Origin of the sequence: Streptomyces zaomyceticus (genome assembly GCF_014656215.1) — a bacterium.
GTDB lineage: Bacteria > Actinomycetota > Actinomycetes > Streptomycetales > Streptomycetaceae > Streptomyces > Streptomyces zaomyceticus.
This window is the reverse complement of the sequence record NZ_BNBZ01000031.1, coordinates 31,750-55,542: the sequence shown is the minus strand read 5'-3', so window position 1 is coordinate 55,542 and position 23,793 is coordinate 31,750. Positions and strand designations below refer to the sequence as shown.

Sequence of the window (23,793 nt, the reverse complement as noted above, 5' to 3'; positions counted from 1 at the left end):
TCGGGCGGAGCCCTGGGCGCACGAGTGAGCAGGGGACGCGCGTACGGCTACGACCGGGGCCGCCGACGAGAGCGGCGTGAACTTGGGGGGTCGCGCCGAGCGGCGCGGCCGTGGTGAGTAGTGACGGGCGACGAAAGGCTCGGGGTCGCAGTGCACAAGAACTGAGCGCCGCCCGCTGGCAGCGTGCCGGGCTTGGCATCACCCTGCGCGAGGCGGCATTCCCGTCCTCCTTGAGAGGGGCGGATTCTGCCTTCGCCTGCCAATGAAGCGTCGGAGGATGTCGCGGGTTGAGCACGCTGGCTCCTGATCAGACGGAGGCCGGCGGTCCGTACACACCGGCCAGCTCAACCGCCAGACGTGCGAGTCGCTCCCTTGCCTCCGGCGGGTCCAGCACCTCGACGCGTGCCCCCAGCCCGGCCAGCTGTGTCGCGACGACCTCCGGCGTCGGCCCGTCGACCCGTATCTCCGTCCACCCGTCGGGGAGCACCGGACCGACGCGCAGGCGTCCGTCGAACAACCGCTCCAGGATCGCCATGGCTCCCGGCTCGGCCCGTGCTCGCACCGTCGCCGCGTACAGCCGCTCCTCCAAGCGCGCGGCGAACGAGCGCCAGACCGTGGGAAGGTCGAAGTCGTGCGGCCGTACGACGGGCTCGCCGGTTGCCTCGACCGAGGCGACCCGGCTGAGCCGGAAGGTCCGAAGTCCTCGCTCCGTCTCGGCGACGAGGTAGTCGCGACCCGCCTTGGCCACGAGCCCGAGCGGATGGACCGTTCGCACGCCCACGGGTTTGCCGGGCCCGGCGTACCCGAGCCGTACTTGGATCCCGTCCACCACGGCCCGCCGGAGAGCGTCGAGGTGTGGCCCGGTGGCCGTGACGTCGGCGCGCGACCAGTCCGTGCCGTCGGTGAGGCCGGCCCGCGACGCGGCCTCGGCGCCCGAACGAAGCGGGGCCGGGAGAGCACGTACCAACTTTCGCAGTGCCGTACGGAGTTCGGGCGTGGTCGACGAAGGGCCCGCGAGCAGGAACAGCGCCCGGATCTCCTCGGCGGTCAGCCCGGTGAGGTCCGTACGGGCGCCGCCGACCAACGGCCAGCCGCCGCCGCGGCCGCGCTGCGAGTAGACGGGGACGCCCGCGGTGGACAGGGCTTCCAGGTCACGGCGTGCGGTCCGCGGCGACACTTCGAGTTCGGCGGCGACCTCGGCCACGGTCACGCGAGTGCGCGTTTGGAGGAACAGCAGGGTGGCCACCAGGCGATCGGCTCTCATGCCGACCATCCTCTTCCGGAAAGTGGCCAGGAGATGACCTATTCGGCTTCCAGGATGAGGTCATGTCGAACACCGAGATCACCCCACAGTCCCCTGTCAGCCCCGACGCCACCGACGACCCTCGCCAGAGCCTGCTGAAGGCGATCGCGCTGGCCGGACGTACCGTCGCCGCCGTCCGGCCCGAGCAGCTCGAAGGACCCACGCCCTGTACCGAATTCACCGTCCGGCGGCTGGCCGGGCACCTCGTCGCTGTGCTGCGTCGGATCGCCCTCGCCGGGCGCGGCGGCGACGTGACGAGCCTTCCCACGGTCGCCGACGACCTCGCGGACACCGAATGGCAAGAGGCGTGGGATGCCGCGGTGCGTGACGTCGAGGCGGCGTGGGCGGATCCAGCGATCCTGGGCCGGACGCTGACACTGCCGTTCGGCAGCATTCCGGGTGCTGCCGCCGCGGCCGTTTGGACCTCGGAGTTCACCGTGCACACCTGGGACGTGGCCACCGCGACCGGCCAGCTCCCGGACTGGGACCCCGAACTCGTGGCGATCTCGTACGCCGCCATGAGGCGCGGGCTGCCCACCGGGCCGCGTGACGGGGCGCCGTTCGGGGCCGCGGTGGACGTCGACGCCGACGCGCCGGCCATCGACCGCCTCGTGGCGTGGTGCGGACGCAAGCCGTAGTCGGCACGGGAAGCAGGGAGGGCGGCCCCGGGCTGGGGTCGCCCTCCCCGCACGTTCGGGCAGGGAGGCGCCACGACGCGGCGGCCGGGCCGCCAACCAGACAAGCTCCTCCCACGGTGTCGGCGTACACGTGAGCACGGCCGGCCGAGTAAGGATGAACATGCCCAACCGCGGGGGCCAGGCGCTTCCTTGACCTGAAGCGTTATTGAGGTTCTAGCGTGTTGCCTACTTGATCATCTGACGACGGGAAACGCCCCCATGATCCTCGTGACCGGAGCCACCGGAAACATAGGCAGCGCCCTGCTGAAGGAACTGCACGCACGCGGTGCCGGGCCGCTGAGAGGCCTCACCTGTGATGCCGCCCGGGCCGTCTTCCCCGAAGAGGTCGAGGCGGTGGAGGGCGACGTCACAGAGCCTGCGTCGTTGAAGCCCGTACTGGAGGGGGTCCGCTCGCTGTTTCTTGTGTCGCGTCTGGGCCCGGACGCCGACATCCTCGAAGCCGCCCGGCCGGCGGGCGTGGAGCACGTCGTGCTGGTGTCGTCCATCACCGTCCAGACCCACCCCCACCTCGGCCCCGCCGGCGAGAACCTGGCGGTGGAACAACTGCTCAAGGCGAGCGGCATGGCCTGGACGATCTTGAGGCCGACACAGTTCGCCTCGAACACCCTGATGTGGGCCGCGTCCATCCGTGACCACGAGACCGTCCACGCGCCGTACGCGGAAACCGCGCTGCCCACCATCCACCCCGCCGACATCGCATCGGTGGCACGCGTGGCACTGACCGAGCCCGGCCACCACGGACGCACGTACGCCTTGACCGGTCCAGAGCGGGTGACCGCCCGGCAGCAGGTCGAGGCCATCGCGGCAGCACTGGGCCGGGAGGTCCCCTTCGCTGAAATCAGCCGCGGGCAGGCCCGCGCACAGATGGCCGCGGTCTTCGGGCCCGAGGCCGCCGACGCGGTGCTCGACGTCACCGGCGGAGACGTGAACGACGAGCTGCTGATGGTGCGCGACACGGTTTCCCAGGTCACCGGAGCGCCGGCCCGCCCGTTCCAGCAGTGGGCCTCGGAGAACGCTCACGCCTTCCGCTGAATCGCCTGTACCTGAGCGCGTTCATCCGTACTCAGGTGCGCACTTTCAGGAGTACGACGACACGCGGGGCTCAGACCTGTTCGTCGTCGCTGTGGCGGCCGAGACTGCGGCCGAAGCGATCGGCGATCGCCGGCATCAGGCTCTCGCCGTCGGCTGGGCGGTCCAGGCCGAAGACGTATCCGGGGAAGTCCAGGGGCTTCTGCACCGCCCAGATCCCCTCGTGGTCGTCCGGGGGGAGGATGCGCACTGGGTCGCCGACCGCGACCCAGCCGATCGGCACCATCGAGTCGGCGGGCAGCACGGTGCGCAGATGCACGATCCCGTTGATCCGCACCTCGGAGCGCGTCCCGATCCGGGCTCCGTTGAAGACGCGGCTGCCGGCGGCCAGGAAGACCTCGTCCTCGACTCGGCAGCCGGTCAGGTAGGAGGTGGGTCCCACCAGGACCTGCCGTCCCAGAATCAGTGGATCCCGTTTGGTGCCACGCAGGACCGCGTTCTCCATCACGATGCTGCTCTCGCCCAACTCCACCGGCCCGCCCTCGGCGGTGAGCACCGCACCGAAGAGCACCCGGCACCCGGCCCCCACGTGCACGTCCCCGCACAGGGTGGCGGTCGGAGCGACATAGGCCGTGGGGTGGACGGTCGGCGAACGACCCTCATGAGTGATCAGCATGACGGCGATCATGCCGCGCCTCGGGCGCCGGCGCACCCCGATCCCTCAGGACACGGCGGCGCGCGGGCGACGGTCCCGGTGAAGTGTTCCGTTGTTCATGAAGGGTTGACCCTGCGCCGGTCAGCCGGCTGCGGGTCCTGCTCTGGGACCGACCACCGACAACGTGGTCGCCTACATGTTCCGCCAAGAGGACCATGTAGGCGACCGCGCTGGAGCTCTGGCCTGAGGAAAACCCGTTCAGCCACTCAGAAGACATTGACGCGGTCTTCGTTGTGGAGATCCCGCCCGTGGAGCCCATCGGCATCCTCGAAGGCATCGTGGCTGCGGTGGAAGCGGGTTGGAGCGAGAGCGGCTCGTGATCCCTCTCGGGCAGGGCGCCTTGAACTACGTAATCGATTACGTAGTTCTACTGGCGCCTCCGGACGGCAGCGATGGGAGGCTCGCCCCGTGAGCTCCCCGACGGAGCCGTGGTGTCATGCCGGGGGAGCTTGCTGCCTCCGGCTGGGCAACCGTCGCCGGCGATCCAACGGGTAGCGGACGCTGTCCAGTCGATAGACCCCAGCTGAACATGGGAGAGTCCTCCATTGGTTTCCAAGATTCGTGTCCTTCTGGGCATGCTCGTGCTCCTGGCCCTGGCCGTCGGCGCCATCGCCCTGCTCGCTGCCATGAAAGCCGACCCCGTCTGGTTCACGATCGTTCCTCTCGGCATCCTCTTCATCGGCGCGTCCGTCATCCGGTCGCTCGGATGGTTCACCAAGAAGACCGGTGACTGACCTGGCGGCTTGCAGTCCGGGATGGATGGGCTCCGAGTGGATGTCCACTCGGGCGCACGCCCGTGCCAGCCAGTCTCGAAGCAAGAGCGTGTGCTGATACCTGCGCGGCCAGGACACTGCCGAGGCACCCAGTGGGGGCCATCGACACCGCGCGGTGCGAAGCGACCAGTGACCTGATCGCTCCCAGATATCCCCCCGACTCCTTCGCCGGCCCCGTCTGCTTCGTGCTCTACGGAGTGGACGGCAAGCTGCGGGCCTGGGAGCTCTTGGCGTTTCGGCAGCCTTGGACGAAGCGCTCGTCATAGAGGTACGGCCTCATGGCGATGTGTTCACCCCGATGGCAGGGGGAACGCTCGATCTCCGTAACCGGCCAGGCCCATGATCGTTACCCGCAGTGGCAGCTCCGAGGGCAGCGGTACAAACGCCCTCTCGCGCCCTGAACGCGTGTCCGACTTCGGGTCGTCGCAGGGAGGAATGACGAGTGGGTGGCTGGATCAGTGTCGGTCTCGGGGCTGCGGCGGCGCTGTGCCCGCTGCCGCACCACGCAGACGTGGCCGTCATCATGGACCACTCCCTCACCCACGGTCATCTGGTGGTGTGCGCCCCGGACGTTTGGGTCGACATGGGCTACGGCGACGCGGAGACGGAGAACCCGCGCCCGACGTGCACTCCGACGACCTCGCCGCCCACGGCGCCTCCTCCTTCTCCCTCGTGGCCGACATCACCGCCTCCTACGTTGCGGCCGTCACCACCGCCTCCGTCCCTGTCGGTCCCCGAGCCGACGTCGCCGAGGCCGCCCGCGCTCTCGCCACCGGAAACCGCTGCGGCACCACCGAAGGCCGCTCCGGAACCTGCCGCCCCGGCACCCCCGGTACCCGGCCCCGAGTGGGCACCACCAGCGCCCCCGGTGCCGAGCATCACCACCCCCTCCCCGGCACAAGCGCCCAAGGGATTCCGGTGGGAGCCGCGCTCGCACTACACGGGAGGCCCGTCCCGTCCCGCTCCGGCAAAGCTCTCGATGACCATGTCCACGGTCGTGGTCACCCTGCCGGCGGTTCTGGCCGCGGCTGCCCTGCGGCCCGGGTCCCGTCGCCGCGGCCGCGGCTGACCCTCTTCACTCTCGGCCGACCGCCGGGCCCCTGACCGGCCCGCCGCGTCCGCCCCCGCATCTCCTACACATCGCCTCGCTCGTCCTGGAGTTCTGCAATGCCGGAATGGCTCGTCTATACCCTGGCCTCGGTCCTGGTCTGCGTTCTCGTCGTCACGGCGACCGTCCTGCGGCATCGTCGCGTGGCCGTCGACGAAGACACCTCCGAGACACCGGACGTGCTGGAGTACATGGTCATGATGGTCGGCGTCGTCTACGCCATCGTGCTCGGACTGGCGATCGCCGGCGTGTGGGAGGCCCGTACCGCGGCCGAGGACACCGTCCAGCGCGAGGCCCAGGCCTTGTACGAGATCGATCAACGCCTGGACGTCTACCCTGCCGCCTTCCGGACACAGATCAAGGAGCACATCGACGCCTACGCCCGGCACGCGGTCACCGCCGAATGGCCCGCCCTGAAGGACGACCTGCCCGTCGACGGCACCGGCGCCGAACTGTTGCGCCGCATCCGGAGCGACATCGCTCACCGCACCCCGGCGGACGAGCTCCAGGCCCAGGCCTACCAGCCGCTCCTGGACCAGGTGGCGGCGGCGGACGACGCCCGTCACCAGCGCCTGGACACCTCCGGCACCACCCTTCCCGCAGCCCTCTGGTTCGGACTCCTCGCCGGTGCCCTGGTCACCCTCGGCCTGCTCTACACCCTGCAGATCCGCCGCTCCGCGCGCGAACTGCTGATGGCCACCACGTTCAGCGCCCTGGTGGTCTTCCTGCTCTTCCTCGTCTGGAGCTTCGACGCGCCCCTCGGCCACTCCGGAACGGACTCCGCCCAGCCCTTGAGCGACCTCCTCACCGCCGCGGTCTGACCAGGGACTGCGAAGGAACGCGAAACAGCACACCGTGCAGCCAGGCCCCTGAGCAGCGGTGGGCTGGTACGGCATGGCGGCGGGTACCGGTCCGGGCGGTGCAGGGCACTGGCGAAGGGCGAAAAGGAACGTCAGCGCGCTGCCGCCCGGCCACGAAGAGCGAGGTGCGGATCTCGTCGGCGGTCGAGGAACGGAGCTCTACACCCAAGAAGCCGTCGAGGCCGACGGTCGCCACGAGCGCGAGTACGGCGAGGCCGACAGCCCCGCCCACGACCGAGTCCGTAACGCCACCGCACTCGCCCCGGGGCGCTCCGGCCGGCTGCAGGGCGGAAGGCCATGGGCTGGTCGACTGTTGGCCACGCACCTCGGAGTGGGTACCCGGCTCGGAAGCGAGGGCCGGTTCGCCAAGTGACACGTCCCCGGCGTCCCAGACGTGAGCGGCCGCCGTCCGCACGTGGAAACGCACGGAGCCGTACTCGCCCGGCAGCAGGTCCGCCCGGCCGGTCGAAGACCTGGAGCGGTGTGCCGGTGACGCCCGAGACGGTTGCTGGCTTCACCTCCGCCGCGTTGGATCCACTCGACGAGATCCTGGGCGATCCTGCGTTACCCGATGCCGAGCATTTCCATGAGCATGCTGGGGCGGCCGCGGAAGCAGCAGCAGAGACCGCACCTGGCGATGTTGAGGGTCCGGGCGAGGGTTTCGGCCCGGACCGTACAGCGGCCGCCGGAGGCAAGCGCGCGCAGCCCTTCCTCGATCCGGCTGCCTCGCAGTGCCCGAGTCGTGTCCGCCGATGTCTCGCCTCACCTGCCCCAACCACCTATACGGGGCCGTATAGATGGGTCTATACTTGATCTATACGCCACCGTATAGACAGGGATTCGTCATGAGTGATCTGCGCCTTCCCGCAACCGACCACACGTCCCGCCCCTGGCGCATTCACGAGATCGCCGGCGACTTCCGGCTCGAGGATCTGTGGGCGCTGCCGACGCCGGGCGGCCCGGACGACCTGCATTTCCTGGTCCAGCAGATCGCGGACGGCAAGGACGGCCCGGACGGCGGCAATCCCGTGGGGCGATTCCTCTTCTCGGTGCGCTGGAAGCTCGGCGCGCTGCTCGGTTGGGACAAGCCCGACTCGGGCGTCGGTGGGCGGGTGGCGACGCTGCGTGACCGGCTGCCGGACGACCTGCGTGAGGGGCCGCAGGGGCCTGACCTCAGCACGGCGCCCTTCACATCGGTCTTCCAGACACATGACGAGTGGGCCGCCGAGTACGCCAACAAGACCATGCACGGGGTGATGCACATCGGCTGGGTCGGTGACGGGAACGGCGGTTACCGCGGCCAGATGGCCGTCCTGGTGAAGCCCAACGGCCGCCTGGGCGCGCTGTACATGCTAGGCATCAAACCCTTCCGGTACCTGGGGGTCTACCCGGCCCTCATGCGATCGATCGGCCGGGAATGGCGAGAGAACACGGCACGCCGAACCACCCACTGAGAGATGCCTTGTGGGCCGTGGCGGTGTGTCCCGATCCAATGGAAGGGCCGGCCGTGGTTCTTGCTCACGGGGCCGGGGCTGTTGGGCGGGATGCGGCAGCCGCAGGTCGAAGCGCTGGCGGATGAGTTCACGCTGGTGGCTAAGACGTCGTATCTGTTGGTGGGTGGGTGCCGGGCATCATGGTTGTCGGTGGGAGCCGATGGCGGCGAGGGGACGGGTGCGGCAAGTGTCTGGGGGCGTACAAACGGCTTTGACCGAGCTGTGGCAGCAGCAGTGGCCCAGCTGTCCTCCGGTCGGGTACAAGCTCCGCGACCCGTACCGGGATCTCTGGGTGCGCTTCCACAGCCTGCCGGAGTCGAAGCGATACGCGCAGGACGAGAGCGAATACGCCGTCCTCCTGGAGCGGTACAACACCGTCCTCGATGAGTTGTTCGCCGGCGGGGATGTCTACGTGATCACCCCGGTGTGGGCGAGCGAAGCCGAGGCCCCACCATCTCAGCCAGACGCTGGCTACTGGCAGAGCCTGCTGGTCAACGACGATCCAGACCCGGAGTTCCGTACCTACTGCCACCTCTTCGCCGGCCGCCGGCCCTGGCGAAACGGCTGCCTCGACGAGCTGCTCCGTGACATCGCCGATGACAAGATGGCGGGAGTCCTCATCACCGACACCCAACTGCGACGCATCTACCACCCCTACGACGGCGGCGCCAATGTCTTCCTCGCTACGCCCCGGGAACGGGATCGGATGCGCGATCGGCATGCCGACTGGCTTTCCAGCCACCCGTTGGGTCTCTGACGGGACGGGCTCACCCACCCCGCCCACGTCGCCTGATTCAGGCAGTCAACCGACGGAAGCAGACGCGGAGGGCCGCTATGCCGACAAAGGCAAGGAAGGCAAGGAAGGCGAGGAAGTGTTCGGCCTTGCGCTCGCAGCGCCTGTGGAGCCGTCCGCAGCCGGCCAGCCAGGACGCAGTCCTCTCAACCACCCATCGGTGGCGGCCGATCCTCTGTGAGGACCCGACGCCTTTGCGGGCGATGCGGTGGCGGATGCCACGGTTGCGAAGCCACCGCCGCAGATGGCCGTAGTCGATCTGTCAAAGGCCCCTTATACAGCCCGGACACGGACCGAGCCGATTGGGCACCGCGACCAGTAAAGCTGACCCCGGGCACCGAGTTCGTCGAGCACGACCCGATACAACCCGGCCCAGACCCGTCCCCGGCTCCGCTGAGCGAAGGGTCGGTAGACCGTGGGCCAGGCTGGCCCGAACACCGGCGTGAGCAAGGTGCGTCAGGTGATTCAGCGTGCTCGCGCCGACCGGCGAGCCGGTCGCGGCGGATGTCGCCCTTTGGCGGAGGCCGGCTGCCCAGCGGGGGCGAAGCCGGACGCTGAAGCCGCTGTCGTCGGGGTCGAGCTTGAGGAACAGTCAGGTATGCCGTCGGTGCTGGGCGTTGAAGGATGTGGGCTGGCGTAGTCCACTGAGGTCCGGTAAGCGTCTTCGTGCGCCGGACCGTGCAGCCACGGGAACACTTCCCCATGGGCGAGGCCCAGCAGGGTGGCGGCGCCGCCTCCAGGAGGTTGGCACCGGCGAGGTTGATGAAGGTGAGCCTGCTGTCCAGCTCGGGCCCTCCCTGCGCCAACTCGCTTCTGAACCCGGTCAGCGGGAGACATTCTCATGGAGGCGTCGGTGCAGTCGCAGAAGCAGTGTGGCGTCGGCGACCCCGGCGACCTGGGTCACCAAGTCCTGGATCGCCGGATCATCGCCGGCCCGGACCGTAGCGACGATCTGGTGGATGAGTATCTCGCCGGCCTCCGGAACGGCCGGCGGTGCAAACGAGGTCCAACCACGGTCGTCTCGACCGCCCAGCCGTTCCGGATTCGTACGTTCTGAAGGCATCGACGCGTTCAACGACCGCGGCGGTCCGGGGTCATCTACCGGGAGAGGAGATGGTCGTGGAGCCTGCCTGCGCCGGGCTGTCGGTGTGCCGGAGCTCGGCAAGGAGTTCATTCTGTCCGGCCAGGAGTTCAGTGAGGATGCGTCGTGCGGCGCGCAGAAGTTCCGCCACGTCGCCGCCGGCAAGGGCGTAGCTGACGGTGGCACCGTCACGAATGGAGATCACGATGCCGGACCGTCTCAGTACCGCAAGTTGCTGGGAGAGGTTCGACGGTTCGATCTCGATCACATTCAGGAGTTCGCGTACGGGTACTGGACCGTTTTGGAGCAGCTCCAGCACACGGATCCGGACGGGATGCCCGAGCATGCGGAAGAACTCTGCCTTGGCCTGATACAGCGGCACCTGCATGCGACAACACTCCAAACCCACGGTTCGACCATTTCAGGGCCGGCGACTGGACCTGCCGGATCCTCGATACCAAGCCCCAGCCATCCTCCCGGCTCCCGGCCCAACCTGCCCTGAACTGAGCACATTCGGATGTGCGGAGTTGAAGACTTCTTCAATTCATGGGCAAGCGGAGCCGGGAAAGGAGACGGCTACAGTTCCAGTTCGGCCTCGATGCGCCTGAGCTGATGCCGGGCCATGGCCAAGTTCGCCCGGCCCTTGTCCAGAACGAGGTAGAGGAACAGGCCGTTGCCCCCGCGGCCCTTGATCAGCCGCATGAGGTGGTACTGGGTACCGAGGGTGATCAGCACATCCTCGATGTCGTCCTTGAGACCCAACATCTCCATCGTGCGGACCTTTGCCCGGATCACATCGGTGTTCGCCGCCGCGGCCACCGTGAGATCGAGCTCCTTGCCCCCGCCCAGCGATCCCAGCGCCATGCCGCTCGTGTAGTCGACCAGCGCGACCGCCACGCTCCCCTCGATCGAGGTCATCGCCTCCTTCAGAGACGTCTCCACAGTCAGCATCGTTTCCCGCTCCTTCTGTTCTGAACAGCGCCGGCCGGAGCCAGATCCCGGCCGAGTGATGACCGCAGACGCTACCCACCCGCCGCCCAGGAGTTCTGGGAAGACCAGGAATATGGCGGGAATCAACCCCTCGTGTCCCACTATTCGGCTGTGAACCCCGTCAGCCCCCGGCCGAGGGCGCACCGGTCGAGAGGACAGCACCACAGCGTTCGGTAGTCAGGCCTAGATCATCGTTTCAGGATGAAGCGCTTGGCCAGAGAGTTGCGCGCTGCGATGATGCGCACTCGACTGGGCGGTGGGGGGGATGGGGACACCAGATGACGAGGTGGCAGCTCTTGCAGGGAGATGTTCTGGTCGGTGAGCTCAGCGAGTACGGCTGTGATCAGCCGTTCTTCCTGGCGCGCTTCACCCCGGGACCTGGCTGGGAGAGTGTGAGGCCGTTGTTCGAGGCATGGGCGGCCTATAGGGGCTCGGACCCGGATGGGCTCAGGTTCGTCGCCCTGGCCAAGCCGTTGCAGGATATGGGGCTCACACTGGCTCCGTTTGACGGCCGGCAGCCTCCGTTGCAGCTCTTCAAGGACTGCATGGTGCGTATTGATGGGGCTGAAGCTCGCCTCCGCTACTGACCGAGCGATTGGGCGTCCGTTGGAGCCGGTGCAGACGTATCAGGCTGCAGGCCAGTTCGAGCGGGCCCTGATGGAGATCGGCGCGTCTTCCGTAGTGGGTTCGGAGCCATTTGAACTGGTGCAGCCAGGCGTCGGGGCTTGTGGCGGGGATGCCCCCGCAGTCCCCGGATCGACGGGATGCTGTCAAGCGGGGGCAGGAGCTGGGTGACGTCGTGCCGGTTACCGCCGGTGAGCGTGGCGGCGAGCGGGGTTCCGTGACGGTCGACGATCAGGTGGTGCTTTTGCGCCAGGACGGGCCCGATCGGCGGGCGAGGGGCCGACGTGAAGCCCCTTTGACAGCTCGTACGTGCGATCCACGCGACCCATTCACCGCATGTGATCAGCGACTGTCCCCGGCTAGAGGGAAAGACTTCACCCGGACGTGGACGACCGCGCCGAGGCCCGGTGGAGCGGGCCGCTGGAAAAGGCCGGGGAAACCTGACCTTCGGCGAGGCCGAGCAGTGCGTGCTTCGCAACGTCGCGCGCACCGAGTTGCACCTTCACCGCGAATCATGGGACCAGGAGTCTCACCGTCCTGCCGGAGTCCGGCGCAGGGCTCCGCTCCCTCGCCATGATCGGTGAGTCGAGCACTCGACTCCCTCCACGGCCCTCCCGGGACGCCTCGTTCCACCTGCCGTGAGTCTCGACGCAACCTGTCAGCCCACAGGTCACCGGCCCTGCATCTGCAGTATCTGCTGAGACGGGACACTTATCATGGGGACATGAGTTCGAACGCGGGTGCTGAGACGCGACCGGAGCTGAGCGCGGCGCTGAGTGGGGACGAGTTGGCCCGCTGGTACTGGACGCTGGCCGAGCTGACCGTGCTTGCCCGGGAGATCGGTGTGTCGCGGAGCGGTGGGAAGGTGGCGCTGACGGAGCGACTGCGGGCCGCGTTGGACGGCGTCGCCCCGGCGGCGGCGGCGTCCCGGACGCGCAGCGCCGGCCGCCAGCTTGGTGCGCCGGTAAACGGCTCCACCGTGCTTCCCGAGGGGCAGCGGTGCAGTCAGGTCCTGCGCGAATACTTCCGCCGGGAGATCGGCCCGAGCTTCCACTTCGACGCGTACATGCGAGCGTTCGTTGCCGAAGGCGCAGGGCGCACCCTGGCCGACGCCGTCGCCCACTGGCACGCCACGCGCCAGACCGCTGCCCAGGTTCAGGAGATCGGCGCGCAGTTCGAGCTCAACCGCTTTCTGCGTGACTGGCATGCCGAGCATCCGGCTGGCAGTCGGACCGAAGCGCTCGCTGCGTGGCGGGCTCACCGCGACCGACCTCGTAGCCCGGCCGAGGGGTGACCGATGCGCAGCGATGACAGGGTGCTGTAACGACGTTCCGGGCATGTCGCGCTGGCCCTCGCTGCTTCGCTGCCACCCGAGCCCTTGCCGCATCCAGCAGTCTCTAGGAGGCGAACGAGGGCTGTTCCTCCATAAATCCAACTACCTGAGAGGCTGCCTCAGCGCTTGCCAGCGACCTTCGGTTCCGGTGTTGAGCAGCGAGTCTGTCTCCGCTGAGCAGCTGAGGCGTCGTTCGTTTGGCGAGATATAGCGGTGAGGCATTGTGCTCGGTTCGTCGGACGCGGCTGTTCTTGTCAGCGGGGCATGCGGTGTCCCAGTTCCCGTGCCTTCTCGCGCAGGCCCCCTGCCCAGGCTGCGCCTCCGCAGGGGCGGACATCCCGGTGACGCTGGAAACCTGCACGTCTTGGAGTGGGGCAGCCAGATGGCGCCGCGAGTTCAGCTGCGGTGTTGAAGTAGACGGGGCGGTCGGCACCGACCGCGTACGCATTGCGTGAGCGTCCACGCTTTCCTCCCAGGTGAGCATCCAGGGCCCTTCAAACTGGCCGAACTCCGTGCTCACGCAGGCTCTCCACGACACACCGACACGAGTTCGGCACGCCGGGAAAGATCACGCAAGGGGCGGGGAGATCACCTGAGCCTGCCGCCGCTCACGCAGAGACGGCCAGTCAGTCGCAGGCGGCGAGCAGTTCTTCGAGCGCGGCTCGGATGGCTTCGTCCTGGGTGAAGCCCCGCCAGCAGCCGTTGCTGCGAAGCCGCTGATCACCAGTCAGCACGCCGCGGAGGAGCTGCGCGGCGGGTCGAGCGGGGCGGCCGACCTGGGTCAGGTATCGAACGGCGGGGAGCATGACGGGGAGATAGACGCCGTTGGTCAGCTCCTGAACGGCACTCGTCATGGCCGGGACGCTGGTCTCGAAATCGCCAGTCGTGGCCCAGAGCGCATGCCCCGCCTCGACGCGGGTCCAGGGGTCGTTGTCGGCAGCCATAACCCGAAGCTGGTCCGCGTAGAAGGCAGCGTGAGGGCCGAGGTCAGCGAGCATGCGCAGGGAAGGACGTCGGATGCTTCCCTCGGCGGCGACGTGTCCAAGCGCTTCCAGGGCCGGTCCAGGCTCGCCGCCAACCTTCCAGTACGCCCAGGCTGCGACTTCTGCGCGTGCTTCGCCGCTGCTCGATCGGGCCAACAACAGGTCTCGTGCCCCGTTCCCCGCCACCCCGATCCGTGCCAGCACCTTCGCTGCCGCTGCCCAGGTCCGATCGTCCTCCAAGAGACCGAGCAGCTGGGGAACCGCTGCCTTCGCGGCGGGCCCCCAACCCGCGAGCACCCGGCAGAGGCTGTTGAGCACACGGTCGTCCGTGACGGCATCAAGCTGCTCGCCGATCGCCGGCAGGAATAGCTCGGCGTGGTCAGGAAGACAGCCCAGAACCTCGTGGACCGAGGGGAGGACAGCATGGTGCAGGCCGTCGGTGACGGGATAGCCAGGGGAGCCTGTAGCGAAGCCCGATCGTGTGTCAGTCATCAGCTTGATCAGGCCCGGCACGCAGCGCGGATCGTTCATCCGGGCCAGCGCCCACAAGGCGGCCTCGGCGGCGGTCTGCCGCTTCCGGGTGTCCCGCGCGGCGGTGTCGTCGAGCAGGACGGCGACCTCGTCGGCGTGGGCCACGGCGGCCGGGCCGAGGCAGGCCAGCAGCTCGGCCGCCCGGAACCGGACCTCAAGGGTGGGATCGTCCAGCCGAGCGGCGAGGGAAGGAAGGAGGTCGGCGGTCACCGAACGCCACTGCGCGAGCAACGCGCCTGCCTGGGCCAGTGCGCCGACCCGCTGGTCGTCGTCGGGATGGTCCTCCAGCAGGCCGAGGGTGAAGGTGGGGGACGGCCCGGTGAACAACGCCGCCGTCCAGTGGTGGACACCTTTGATGCCGGCATCAACCGAGCTTGTGTGGCGCCACAGCTCGACGCTCGGGTCCCGGACTGCTTCCAGCAGGAGGTCGACCCGTTGTACGGGAAGGTTCGGAGCGGCCGGGGCGAGCGCGTGCACCGCCGCCAGGCGGGTCTGCGCCTCCGGGCCGTCGAGCAGCCCGCGGAGTACCTCCAGGACCTCGGTGGCCTGCGGTCCAGCCGGCTCCCGTCCCACCGCCCTGCCGAGCGCGAGGACCACGTCGAGACGAGTCGCCGGATCGACCTCTGCCTGCCAGGCCCGCACAAGCGTCGGCAGGACGAGTTCACCGGGGCTGTCGCAGACAGCGAGTAGGTGGGCCGAGTCCCGCCGAATGCCCGGGGCGGGATCAGTGAGCAGGACGAGCACCTTCGGAAGAGCCCGTTCCCATGCCGACTGCCAGCCAGGATCAAGGAACCTTTCCGCTACCTGCCCGGCCTCGGCCGCCAGTCTCCACACCAGCTCCAGCACCGCGCGGCGACTCGGGAGCGGGACAGCCGGACTCGCGGCCAGGCGCAACAGAAAGGGCAGCGCAGCCGGTGCCGCTGAGCAGATCCAGCCACCCTGGTGGAAGAGCTGGTTGAGCAGATCGAACGCTGCGTCGACGGCGTCGTCCGGATCCGGCCCCGCACATCGACGCAAGAGGTCGGGCACGTCCTCGGCAGACCCGTAGTTGTGCCTCAGCGCCGCCCAGTCAACCGCGTTCAGTCCCTCCTCCATGCCCGCGACCCTATCGCCCGGCTCGACACACAGTCGACGAGTCGGCGCCATGGGCAGCAGCGACGCGACCGCACCACACCAAGGGCCCAGGGAACGGCCCTTCGCCGACCCGCGCATCAACATCGGGTCCCAGGTCTGGCTCACCAAGGCCCGCAAGGCCACCACCAAGAACGGCAGGGGTCCTGCTCATCGAGCGGGGCTGGGCCCCCTTCATAGGCTGCTGGGCGATGTCGGGTGGTCACGTGGAGCCGATGAGACCAGCCGCAAGGCGGCCGCAGGGGAGCTCGCGGACAGGCGGACTGAGCAGGCGGACGCGGTCGTGACTGAGGCTGCCGGTGGGATACAACGGTTGGTATGACGGTCTTCTACTGCGCGAAGTGCGGTGCCGAACTCACCCCGGACCTGCAGGAGCTTCAGAGCATCCCGGACATCTCGGTGCTTGACAGGGACCGGCACGGCAAGACGCGGCTCGCGCCCTCGACAGTCCCGAGAGGCAGTTATGCCTTGGATCCCGAACCCTGGGGCGCCCCTTTCGTGGCCCCAGGTACCCGGGCGCCGTCCGCACTTGTGAGCCGGGCTCTCCTCATGCCGCCCGGGATGACGGACATGGCGCCTGCCGGCCCCCGAAACTCTGCCATCGTGCACCCGGAGGACACGCTGAACCTGCAACTGGCCAGCTCTCCGGGTATGCACCACGGTTGCTGCGGACCTCTTGGAACCGGAGGACCCAACATGACGTGCGTGTGCGGGGCGGGCGTGGCAACCCTTGCCGCGGACTGCATGGGCCCGCATGAGATGCACCTGGATCCGCTTCGGACGTACGCCTTCACGCCCGACACATCCCTGTGATCATGAACTATTCGACGTCTTCGGACCGGTGTCCCTGCCTGTCATGTTGACGGCTTAACTCCATGAGGTGTCCTTCCCACGCGACAGCCATGGGGAAGAGGATCCTCACCGGTCGGGGTCGACGGCGCGTCGCTTCGTTGTCGGTGGCGGCTACCACGCTGATCAGATGAACGGCGATGAGCAGCAGCTGAACGGACGCGTCTACGGCGCGGACCACGACGACCCCAAACGCCGGCCCGCTCCCGCAACGGGACCTACGCCGAACGGGTCGGCGGGCCGCTGGACGGCATGCTGCTGGACATCCATGGCTTGCGGACCGGGGAAGTCGACGACGGCACCGCTCTGACCACCGAGCTGTCGCGGTGACTCGGCCTTGGGTGGCTTCGTCCACGAGAAAGGACGGAAAATGTTCACCACTTCGGGTTCTGGCTCAAGTTCTGCGGGCTGTGACTTTGGGTAACCGATTAGATCTCGAAGAGGGCCTCCTCTTGTGGCGGGATCGGAGGGTCAAGGAGGTCGCGGAGGCGGGTGATCTCCTGACGCCATTTCGACCAGTTCGCAGCTTCGGCCCACTGTTCGGCGAGTTCAGACAGGCCGGAGACCACTTGGTCCAGGGCGTCGGCGGCGAGCATTCGAAGGTCTGCGGGCAACTCCGGCACCGGCTCTGATGGGCCATAGTTCAAACATGCTGGCTCGCAGTCAGGATGCTGGGCGACGACCAGGGCAGCTGCGGCCACTGCCCGCTCGCCGTCGTAGATCCCGAGGAAGTCCACGAGGCTGGCGGCGCGTACGAGCACGCCGCGGATCATGGGTTCGCGTTCTTCCCGCGCTGCCTCGTCCAGATCACCCCCGAAGTCGGCGGCGGTGTCGTTGTCGAAGGGGCCGGTATCCCAGGTGCCCATGTCTCTCCTTGCGTGGCCGTCTGGAGGATCGTCGCACTGGCCACGCCTTGTGCATCTGAATCGGTGACCGCTTGAAGCGGAAGTGGATTCCAGCGATCAGGAGGAGGAAGTGCCTAAAGCCGTACTCGGTTTGTTCGTGGCACTGGCGGCGGCGCTTGCGGTAGTGCCGCTGGTCGGCGCCGACCAGAGTGAGACCGTCGCCTGCTGCGGCCGGCCGCCGGGCCAGACGTAAAGGGCGCTCGCCATTGCATGAGGATCCGTCAGTTCGTGGGCGGACCCTCGTCGGACCGTTCTACGCCGACGAGCGCTTGGAGGCCCGTGCGCCCGGCCGCCTGCTATCCGCACCCGCGGGGCCGGCCCCGGCGCGGCGCAAGCCGGGCGGCCCCCGATGGTCGATGCCTGTCGTACTGGCGCTGCTCAACTGGGCGACGACTCGGCCCGTCGTACGCCTTGCCGAGTGGGGTTGGGCGCCGTGCCCCCGCCGTCACGGATGTCCGTTGACCGGACCACCGGGAACGGGTGGATGCGGAGCAGGCGGCCGCGATGTGGGCTGTGGCCGGTGTTGTCGCTCCGTGTCGGCACCGGTCCTATTGGGGCTGATGCGCGTGTCGTTCAGCCGTACTCCGGCAGCTCGCCGGCTCCCAATCTCAGCGACTGTAGTTGAAAGCGTCTGACGGGTGGTTCCATTCGGCCGCCGGGAGGCAAATCGACGACCTCATCGCGCCAGGTCGGGTCGTTGGCGCTGGTCACAGATCGCAGGAGATCTCAGCCAGCCATTCCGGGGTGTAGCACTCGGCGAACGACCACTTCTGGTCCGAGTAACGATCGTCTGTGCTGTCTGTGTACACCTCAAGCCTGCCTTGCGGCGTCAAACGGTAGTACTCGCGAATCGGGTCACCCTCCACGGTGGGATAGGTCACCTTCAGTTCCGCGCTCTCGCCGTTCTTGAGGGCTCGCTGGAGGCAGGCAATTTCCCGCGCCGCCTGTTTCTGCATCTCCGTACCCTGATCCAGGCTCACCTCGCCGCAACGTGAGAACTCGGTTCTGGACTCCCAGCGTTCCTTGACCGGATCGTTCAGCATGCCGCAACCGGCAGCCAACAAGGACGTTAGCGCCACCGCGACGAGCCGCGCGCGAATCGAAACAACCGCCACGCAGCGACGACGGGCCTTACCTTGAGCTATCACGTCGCCCCCTTCCTGGCCGTCAGACGCGGCTTCGATGAAACCGGTTCCGTGCGCGCGCGTGCCAGATCCGTGCCAGATCGAGCGTTCAGCCACGGTCAACCGGGGGTGTGACGGCGCAGGGGACGTTCTGGTGGTTCAGTCGGTGGTTCAGTCGGTGGGGCTGTCCGGCGGGGGCCACGGCCCGTCGAAGGCCGGCCCGCAGTCGAGGGGCAGGTGGGCCACCACCAGCGCGGCCGCCTCCTTCGGCGTGAGCCCCTCACCCAGGACCGACGAGTACAACGGCCCGTACACCTTGCACGGATCGCTGCCGGCGATGAACGGCAGGTCGTTGCTCCACGGGAACTGCGAGTTCCTGTGAAAGGTGAGGCACCCATGGCTCGGGAACGGGAACAGGACCCGCAGGCGCGGTTCAGCGTAGGCGGCCTCCACCACCGCCGGGTCCCCCTGCCGTACCGCGGGGTCGCCCTCCAGCATCTGCCGCCAGGTCTCCTCGACCGTCGTCTCCTCAATCATCCGGCGATCATGATGCTTTGCGCCCCTGGCGGACAACTTGACCGGCTCTGGCCTGGGCCCCGGCCCTTTGACCGTCGGCGCCCGGGGGTACAGAAGAGCGTCCCCTGCAGCCGGAGCCGGTCAAAGCCAGTGGGCCATCGGTCAAGATCGCATGCCAGAGGTAGTACTTCAGTGTGACTTCGCGATCTACGTGCTCGAGGGGATGGCAAGTCGCTGTCGATAGTGGCTGCGACGTACCGAAGCTTGGTGGTTTCTGCGCCAGCTCGACCAATGTAGGAGCGCGTTCAGGGACGTGACCGGTGGGCTGAGCAGGGCGCCGATGAAGCGGCGGATCTGCGGGACGGTCCGGTGGACCGGCTCTCCGCCCCGGGGGGACGGTTCGGAGCCGCAGGTCTGGTCGGTCTCGCGGCGTCGACGGCCACGGCCAGGAACGCAAGCACGGCCCGAGGTGACCAGCAGAGGCAAAAGGCGAGCTCGTCGGTGGTGGGATTGTGGCGGACCGGCAGATAACGGTGCTCGTCGGTGCCGTTCTGCACCCAGGCCCAGTCGTAGTAGCGGGGCCCTTTGGCCCCAGAACCGGCGCTCTGCCGCTGCCAGGCCGAGGCGGGCAGGCAGTCGGCGGCCGCGTCCGCACGGATCGGGGTGCGGCCCTGGTTGATCTGTACTTTGGTGGCGCAGGAGACCGCCAGCACGTAGCCCACCTCGCGGGCCTCCAACCCGGTCCGCAGGCCGGGGTCCTGGCCCTAGGCCTCATCGCCGGTCACCCACGACGTGCCAACTCCGGCATCCAGAGCCGCCGTAATCATCTGCAGGGCGAGACGGGGCTTGGCCGCAACACATGAGGGCGGGACCCCGTCCGAGACGGGGTCCCACCCACGCATTTCCGCTCGGTGGACGGGCCGCCGGACGGGGGACGCGGTCGGCGGACCGGGCGCCGAGGCCCTCCGGCGCGCAGGCGGCGTCCGTCACGCGCCGCTGGCCCCGGAGGCGGAGAGCCGGCGGGGTGTCGCTGTGCCGTTCTCGTCTCGGGTGGAGTCTCGGGTGTGGCCCGGCGACGGGGGCGGCTGCGCGTCACCCTCAAGGGTGAATTCCGACTGAAGGTCTGACGGTCGGTTTCGCTGAGTACAGCGGAGGACCGCCAGCTGTGACGTGACCAGCAAGGACGGTCCCGAGGAGGCCGTACATCGCCCGAGTCCCTCCCCTTGGCGCCCGGCCTTGTGCGTCCGTCGGACCTCCGCCCCAGTCGAGGTCGCCACGCAGCAAGCCATGGGTTGTACCTGCAGTTATACAGCTGCAGAGGCAATGCCGGTTCGCCCCCCAACCACCCTGAGCCCGTATGTCCCAACCCAAGTGGCTGCCCCAGAGGTGCCAGCTGACGGTGGGCCATGTCGCTGCGCATCCGGAGCCGACGATCAGTCAGCCGGCGCAGCAGACGAAGGGAAGTTTCATCAATGCGCTCTGCCCGCATTCTGATCGCCACGACAGCCGCCGCCGGCACCCTGGCGCTCGCCGCACCCGGCGCCTACGCAAGCACCGCCGGAGACTGGGACAAGGACGGCTCGTCCCACAGCCAGGAACGTGAGCACCACAAGCCGAAGGGCGGCGTCCACACCGGCGCAGGGGCCCTGGCCCTTGTCGACGCCGAGGACTGGTCGAAGGACGAGCACGACAAGAAGGACCACGACAAGAAGAAGCACGACAAGCCGCACGGCGGAGTCCACGCCGGCGGAGGCGCGCTCACGTCCGTGAGCGGTGACGAGTGGTCCAAGGACCACGACAAGAGCGGCAAGCACGTGAAGGACCACGAGAAGCCGAAGGGCGGCGTGCACACCGGTTCCGGTGCCCTGGCCGTCGTGAACGGCGAAGACTGGTCGAAGGACGAACACGGCAAGAAGGACCACGACAAGCCGAAGGGCGGCGTGCACACCGGCTCCGGTGGGCTCTCCCTGGTCAACGCCGACGACTGGTCCAAGGACAAGCAGAAGAAGGAAGAGGACGGCTACAAGCACGAGAAGCCCAAGGGCGGCATGCACACCGGCGGGGGCGGCCTCGCGGGCAACGGCACGAGCCTGACCGGCGCCCTTGTACTGGCCGGCGGAGCGGCCGCGTTCGTCCTCTACCGCCGTAAGAAGGGCGCCGGCGCACCGGCGTGACGAACAGCCGGATGCAGGGGCCGATCATCGGCAGGCCCCTGCATCCGGCCCCCGTCCCGGCTCGCGACCCGACCTCCCGTACGGCTTTCGAAAGGCGCTCACCGTGAAGACCCGACCAGACTCCGCCGGAGTGCAGCCACCCCGCCGTACAGCACGGTGGGTCATCCCCGCGGTGTTCTGGACGCTGGCACTCACGGTGCTCCTCTTCTCCTTCGGCCCTGGGATGTTCACCCCCGACTCGGCCTCATCTCCCGGGCCCACGACCGCCTCCGCCGCCGGGAACGCTCCGGCGGCCGCCCCCGCAGCGTCCGCGGTGCCGGACGCGTCCCCGCGGTCTACGCCGAGCGCTGTCGCGGCCGCCGGGCCCGCCATGCCCCGGTCTGCGCCCACCCGCTTGAGAATCCCCGGGATCGGAGTGGACGCACCGTTCACCGGACTGCAGATCGGCTCTTCGGGAGCGCTGGACCCGCCGCCGGCCGATGACACGAACCTGGTCGGCTGGCACGCGGCCGGCGTTTCGCCCGGTGAGCGGGGGACCGCGCTCGTCGCCGGACACCTCGACACCGCCACCGCACCGGCTGTCTTCGCCCGTCTCAGCGAACTCGACGCGGGTGACACTTTCGAGATCCAGCGTGCCGACGGCACCACCGCCGTCTTCCTGATCGACTCCGTGGAAAGCTTCCACAAGGACGACTTCCCCGACCGGCGGGTCTACGACGACACGCCCGCCGCACTCGTCAGGCTCATCACGTGTGCAGGCTCCTACGACCGCACGGCGAAGGACTACACCGAAAACCTCGTCGTCTTCGCCCACCTGCGGGCCACCGGCTGATCCCGCTCTCGAGTGCAAGGGTCTCCGGTGACCTGCTCGAAGACGCCAGATAGTGGCGAGGGTCGGATAAAGCCCGTATTTCGCTCCCGGATCAGGTTCCGTGGCCCTGCATGAACGTCCCCCACAGGTCGGCAGGTATGAACCGGCCGCATGCGGAGCCGTGGGTGAGCCCGGGCGCACCACGCCCTTCCGCCGCGCGCTGATCGGCCTCACCGGCTCCGGGCCGATGACTCCATGGCGTCGAGCAGGTGGTCGGCTGTCCAGTGCGGCCCACGGCGACGGAGCGCCTCCGACCAGCGCCCCAGACCCGCGGGGGCGTGTGCGAGGAGATCGCGTACGGCGGCACCCGCGGTGTCCTCGGTGAGCGTCGCCGGGTTCAGACACGTGGCCAACCGCGCGCGCTCGGCGTCGTGGGCGATGGAGAACTGGTCGCTGGAGAAGGGCAGGATCAGCGCCGGAGTCCCGGATGCCACACACTCGGTGAACGAGTTGTTGCCTCCGTGGTGCACCATGGCGTCGACCCGCCTCAGCAGCCATCGCTGAGGAACGACCCGTGCGACGTGAACCTTGGGCCCGGCGAACTCCGCCAGCCTCGACGCCCCTTCACCTGCGGCGACGACGACCGCCACGTCCGGACAGCGGGCGAGGATGCCCCGGATCAGCAGCGCCAGCACGTCGTCGCGCGCGGACAGGAAGGTGCCGAGTGCGATCAGCACCAGCCGCCCTGAACGTGACCTGAGCCGACTGAGTACGCCTTCCCACTCTTCCCCGGGCCCCGTCTCCTCCGGCGACACGCAGTGGCCCCCGTGCAAGAAGCGCACATGGGACGACTGGTGCTTCGGCAACCAGGAGAACCACGGGTAGTTGAAGACGACAGCGTGCCTGGAGGTCAGAGCGAAGGCCCGGCCGGGCGCCGGAGCCTGTGGCGCGTGCCCGCGGGCGACCGCGGCGAACCGCTCGGTGAAGGCGAGGTCGTTCTTCAGGGCGGCCTGCCTCAGCTCGGCGAGCTCCCGGACCGAGGGACGGACAGCCCGGGGCCAGGCGTAGGGGACACCGAACAAGGCCTCCGGGCCGTGTGGCAGGTACGTCGGATGCCCTGGACAGAAGGTGGCGAAAGGGAGCCCGAGGCAGTGCAGGGCAAGGGTCACCGAGTAGCTCAGCTGGTCGACCACGAACCAGTCGGGAGCCAGCCGCTCCTGGAGGGCGCGAACCTCGGCAAGGACCTTCTCCGGGCCGGCGAGCATGTCCTCACCACGGTGACGGGACTGCGTGAGCAGTGCGGCGATCGCACCCTCCCGTGTGGAGCCGAGGAACTCCTCCAGCCGTTCCGACTCCCGTACGCCCTGTCGCGTGCTCCGGGCCACACCGGTGTTCGCGTTGCGTGACACGGTCAGGGGGGCGAAGGCCGTGCGGGCCTCCTCGGCCAGCCGGGCGAAGGGAGGTGAGCACGCGAAGGTGACGTCGGAGCCCGCTCGGGCGAGAGCGCCTGCCAGTACCGACAGGGGCTGGGCATGCGACTGGAAAGGTGGACTGACCACCACGACGCGCGGCATCCGACCTCCTTCGGCGAGAGCACTCGGCCCTCCTGCGGCCGGACACTTCCCCCCGTGCTTCGCCTCGGAACGCGGAAACGGATGCGCTCTCGACACCCATGGGGTTCCGCGGCCGAAGGCCACCGCCATGGCGGTGCGCACCCCACGTGAGCGGCCGTCGGCGCACCCTTCACGCCCGCTCGGACAGATCCACCGCACGCGGCCCGGGACGGATCCCCCGCGCACGGGGTGCATCCGTGCCGGGAGGAGGAGACGAAAGCTAGCTGGTCGGATGTATCCCACCAGGAGTCCACATGGAAAACTCTCTGCCGGACCTGGCGGCGCCGGGTCGCGACGGCTTCTCCGCCACGGATGGCAGGCGTGACGCGTTCACGGCGGCCAGGCGCGCCTTCTGG

General features: G+C 68.6%; 19 protein-coding genes and 3 pseudogenes. 10 read left to right on the top strand and 12 right to left on the bottom strand.

Translation table 11 applies throughout. From position 1 onward, the window contains the following. Positions 1-307: 307 nt before the first annotated feature. The gene (locus IE311_RS29850; RefSeq protein WP_189834949.1) at positions 308-1,264 is read right to left on the bottom strand and encodes a helix-turn-helix transcriptional regulator; all 957 of its coding nucleotides are present in this window, start codon (positions 1,262-1,264) and stop codon (positions 308-310) included. 62 nt (positions 1,265-1,326) lie between these two features. Here IE311_RS29850 and IE311_RS29845 point away from each other — a divergent pair, with 62 nt between their 5' ends. Next, on the top strand, positions 1,327-1,941 hold the full coding sequence (locus IE311_RS29845) for a TIGR03086 family metal-binding protein (RefSeq protein WP_189834948.1): 615 nt from the start codon (positions 1,327-1,329) through the stop codon (positions 1,939-1,941). A 258-nt stretch (positions 1,942-2,199) separates the two neighbouring features. Beyond that, positions 2,200-3,033, top strand: a complete 834-nt coding sequence (locus tag IE311_RS29840) for an NAD(P)H-binding protein (protein WP_189834947.1) — start codon at positions 2,200-2,202, stop codon at positions 3,031-3,033. Between the two features lie 70 nt (positions 3,034-3,103). On the opposite strand, the gene IE311_RS29835 is transcribed toward IE311_RS29840, so the two are convergent. After that, positions 3,104-3,706, bottom strand: coding sequence for a gamma carbonic anhydrase family protein (locus IE311_RS29835; RefSeq protein WP_189834946.1), 603 nt, complete (start codon positions 3,704-3,706; stop codon positions 3,104-3,106). Positions 3,707-4,320: 614 nt separating this feature from the next. On the opposite strand from IE311_RS29835, the gene IE311_RS29830 reads away from it, so the two are divergent. From IE311_RS29830 to IE311_RS29815, 4 genes are all read left to right on the top strand, one after another. Next, positions 4,321-4,479 carry a hypothetical protein gene (locus IE311_RS29830; RefSeq protein ID WP_229902249.1) on the top strand — a complete coding sequence of 53 codons (159 nt, stop codon included), beginning with the start codon at positions 4,321-4,323 and terminating at the stop codon, positions 4,477-4,479. 1,206 nt (positions 4,480-5,685) lie between these two features. Beyond that, entirely contained in the window at positions 5,686-6,447 is a 762-nt protein-coding gene (locus IE311_RS29825) for a bestrophin-like domain (protein ID WP_189834944.1), read from the top strand. 884 nt (positions 6,448-7,331) lie between these two features. Further along, positions 7,332-7,940, top strand: a complete 609-nt coding sequence (locus tag IE311_RS29820) for a DUF2867 domain-containing protein (protein WP_189834943.1) — start codon at positions 7,332-7,334, stop codon at positions 7,938-7,940. A 199-nt stretch (positions 7,941-8,139) separates the two neighbouring features. Then, on the top strand, positions 8,140-8,736 hold the full coding sequence (locus IE311_RS29815; RefSeq protein ID WP_457853430.1) for a DUF3885 domain-containing protein: 597 nt from the start codon (positions 8,140-8,142) through the stop codon (positions 8,734-8,736). Positions 8,737-8,773: 37 nt separating this feature from the next. Here IE311_RS29815 and IE311_RS37395 read toward each other — a convergent pair. After that, positions 8,774-9,219: pseudogene (locus IE311_RS37395) on the bottom strand (hypothetical protein); the annotation flags it as partial. A 406-nt stretch (positions 9,220-9,625) separates the two neighbouring features. On the opposite strand from IE311_RS37395, the gene IE311_RS29805 reads away from it, so the two are divergent. After that, a complete protein-coding gene (locus IE311_RS29805; protein ID WP_189834941.1) occupies positions 9,626-9,829 on the top strand; it encodes a hypothetical protein in 204 nt (67 codons plus the stop codon). A gap of 37 nt (positions 9,830-9,866) precedes the next feature. Here the strand turns inward: IE311_RS29805 and IE311_RS29800 are convergent, their stop codons facing one another. The 3 genes and pseudogenes from IE311_RS29800 to IE311_RS29790 form a co-directional block, all read right to left on the bottom strand. Further along, entirely contained in the window at positions 9,867-10,241 is a 375-nt protein-coding gene (locus IE311_RS29800) for an ArsR/SmtB family transcription factor (protein ID WP_189834940.1), read from the bottom strand. A gap of 188 nt (positions 10,242-10,429) precedes the next feature. Beyond that, entirely contained in the window at positions 10,430-10,804 is a 375-nt protein-coding gene (locus IE311_RS29795) for a hypothetical protein (RefSeq protein WP_189834939.1), read from the bottom strand. Between the two features lie 573 nt (positions 10,805-11,377). Then, a pseudogene (locus IE311_RS29790) lies at positions 11,378-11,760 on the bottom strand (transposase); the annotation flags it as partial. 431 nt (positions 11,761-12,191) lie between these two features. Between IE311_RS29790 and IE311_RS29785 the strand changes: the two are divergent. Continuing rightward, positions 12,192-12,761, top strand: coding sequence for a DUF6434 domain-containing protein (locus IE311_RS29785; protein ID WP_189834938.1), 570 nt, complete (start codon positions 12,192-12,194; stop codon positions 12,759-12,761). 665 nt (positions 12,762-13,426) lie between these two features. Here the strand turns inward: IE311_RS29785 and IE311_RS29780 are convergent. The 5 genes and pseudogenes from IE311_RS29780 to IE311_RS37465 form a co-directional block, all read right to left on the bottom strand. Continuing rightward, entirely contained in the window at positions 13,427-15,409 is a 1,983-nt protein-coding gene (locus IE311_RS29780; protein WP_189834937.1) for a hypothetical protein, read from the bottom strand. Positions 15,410-16,722: 1,313 nt separating this feature from the next. After that, entirely contained in the window at positions 16,723-17,160 is a 438-nt protein-coding gene (locus tag IE311_RS29775) for a DUF4259 domain-containing protein (RefSeq protein WP_189834936.1), read from the bottom strand. Between the two features lie 746 nt (positions 17,161-17,906). Further along, on the bottom strand, positions 17,907-18,440 hold the full coding sequence (locus tag IE311_RS29770; RefSeq protein ID WP_189834935.1) for a hypothetical protein: 534 nt from the start codon (positions 18,438-18,440) through the stop codon (positions 17,907-17,909). A gap of 54 nt (positions 18,441-18,494) precedes the next feature. Continuing rightward, complete coding sequence (locus IE311_RS29765) at positions 18,495-18,860, bottom strand: DUF6193 family natural product biosynthesis protein (protein WP_189834934.1); 366 nt, start codon at positions 18,858-18,860, stop codon at positions 18,495-18,497. A gap of 186 nt (positions 18,861-19,046) precedes the next feature. Next, a pseudogene (locus IE311_RS37465) lies at positions 19,047-19,693 on the bottom strand (IS701 family transposase); the annotation flags it as partial. A 618-nt stretch (positions 19,694-20,311) separates the two neighbouring features. On the opposite strand from IE311_RS37465, the gene IE311_RS29760 reads away from it, so the two are divergent. Both IE311_RS29760 and IE311_RS29755 read left to right on the top strand, forming a co-directional pair. After that, the gene (locus IE311_RS29760) at positions 20,312-21,013 is read left to right on the top strand and encodes a hypothetical protein (protein ID WP_189834933.1); all 702 of its coding nucleotides are present in this window, start codon (positions 20,312-20,314) and stop codon (positions 21,011-21,013) included. Positions 21,014-21,176: 163 nt separating this feature from the next. Further along, positions 21,177-21,845 (top strand): class F sortase, encoded by a 669-nt coding sequence (locus tag IE311_RS29755; RefSeq protein ID WP_373314005.1) that lies wholly within the window; start codon positions 21,177-21,179, stop codon positions 21,843-21,845. Between the two features lie 209 nt (positions 21,846-22,054). Here the strand turns inward: IE311_RS29755 and IE311_RS29750 are convergent, their stop codons facing one another. After that, complete coding sequence (locus IE311_RS29750; protein WP_189834932.1) at positions 22,055-23,398, bottom strand: glycosyltransferase; 1,344 nt, start codon at positions 23,396-23,398, stop codon at positions 22,055-22,057. Between the last annotated feature and the right edge of the window lie 395 nt (positions 23,399-23,793).

What these genes read in the sequence shown, in the direction of transcription:
- IE311_RS29765 (WP_189834934.1), bottom strand. Translation starts at nt 18,860, where the DNA reads ATGATTGAGGAGACGACGGTCGAGGAGACCTGGCGGCAGATGCTGGAG.
- IE311_RS29825 (WP_189834944.1), top strand. Translation starts at nt 5,686, where the DNA reads ATGCCGGAATGGCTCGTCTATACCCTGGCCTCGGTCCTGGTCTGCGTT.
- IE311_RS29820 (WP_189834943.1), top strand. Translation starts at nt 7,332, where the DNA reads ATGAGTGATCTGCGCCTTCCCGCAACCGACCACACGTCCCGCCCCTGG.
- IE311_RS29800 (WP_189834940.1), bottom strand. Translation starts at nt 10,241, where the DNA reads ATGCAGGTGCCGCTGTATCAGGCCAAGGCAGAGTTCTTCCGCATGCTC.
- IE311_RS29775 (WP_189834936.1), bottom strand. Translation starts at nt 17,160, where the DNA reads ATGGGCACCTGGGATACCGGCCCCTTCGACAACGACACCGCCGCCGAC.
- IE311_RS29760 (WP_189834933.1), top strand. Translation starts at nt 20,312, where the DNA reads ATGCGCTCTGCCCGCATTCTGATCGCCACGACAGCCGCCGCCGGCACC.
- IE311_RS29750 (WP_189834932.1), bottom strand. Translation starts at nt 23,398, where the DNA reads ATGCCGCGCGTCGTGGTGGTCAGTCCACCTTTCCAGTCGCATGCCCAG.
- IE311_RS29780 (WP_189834937.1), bottom strand. Translation starts at nt 15,409, where the DNA reads ATGGAGGAGGGACTGAACGCGGTTGACTGGGCGGCGCTGAGGCACAAC.
- IE311_RS29785 (WP_189834938.1), top strand. Translation starts at nt 12,192, where the DNA reads ATGAGTTCGAACGCGGGTGCTGAGACGCGACCGGAGCTGAGCGCGGCG.
- IE311_RS29850 (WP_189834949.1), bottom strand. Translation starts at nt 1,264, where the DNA reads ATGAGAGCCGATCGCCTGGTGGCCACCCTGCTGTTCCTCCAAACGCGC.
- IE311_RS29795 (WP_189834939.1), bottom strand. Translation starts at nt 10,804, where the DNA reads ATGCTGACTGTGGAGACGTCTCTGAAGGAGGCGATGACCTCGATCGAG.
- IE311_RS29845 (WP_189834948.1), top strand. Translation starts at nt 1,327, where the DNA reads ATGTCGAACACCGAGATCACCCCACAGTCCCCTGTCAGCCCCGACGCC.
- IE311_RS29840 (WP_189834947.1), top strand. Translation starts at nt 2,200, where the DNA reads ATGATCCTCGTGACCGGAGCCACCGGAAACATAGGCAGCGCCCTGCTG.
- IE311_RS29815 (WP_457853430.1), top strand. Translation starts at nt 8,140, where the DNA reads ATGGCGGCGAGGGGACGGGTGCGGCAAGTGTCTGGGGGCGTACAAACG.
- IE311_RS29830 (WP_229902249.1), top strand. Translation starts at nt 4,321, where the DNA reads ATGCTCGTGCTCCTGGCCCTGGCCGTCGGCGCCATCGCCCTGCTCGCT.
- IE311_RS29835 (WP_189834946.1), bottom strand. Translation starts at nt 3,706, where the DNA reads ATGCTGATCACTCATGAGGGTCGTTCGCCGACCGTCCACCCCACGGCC.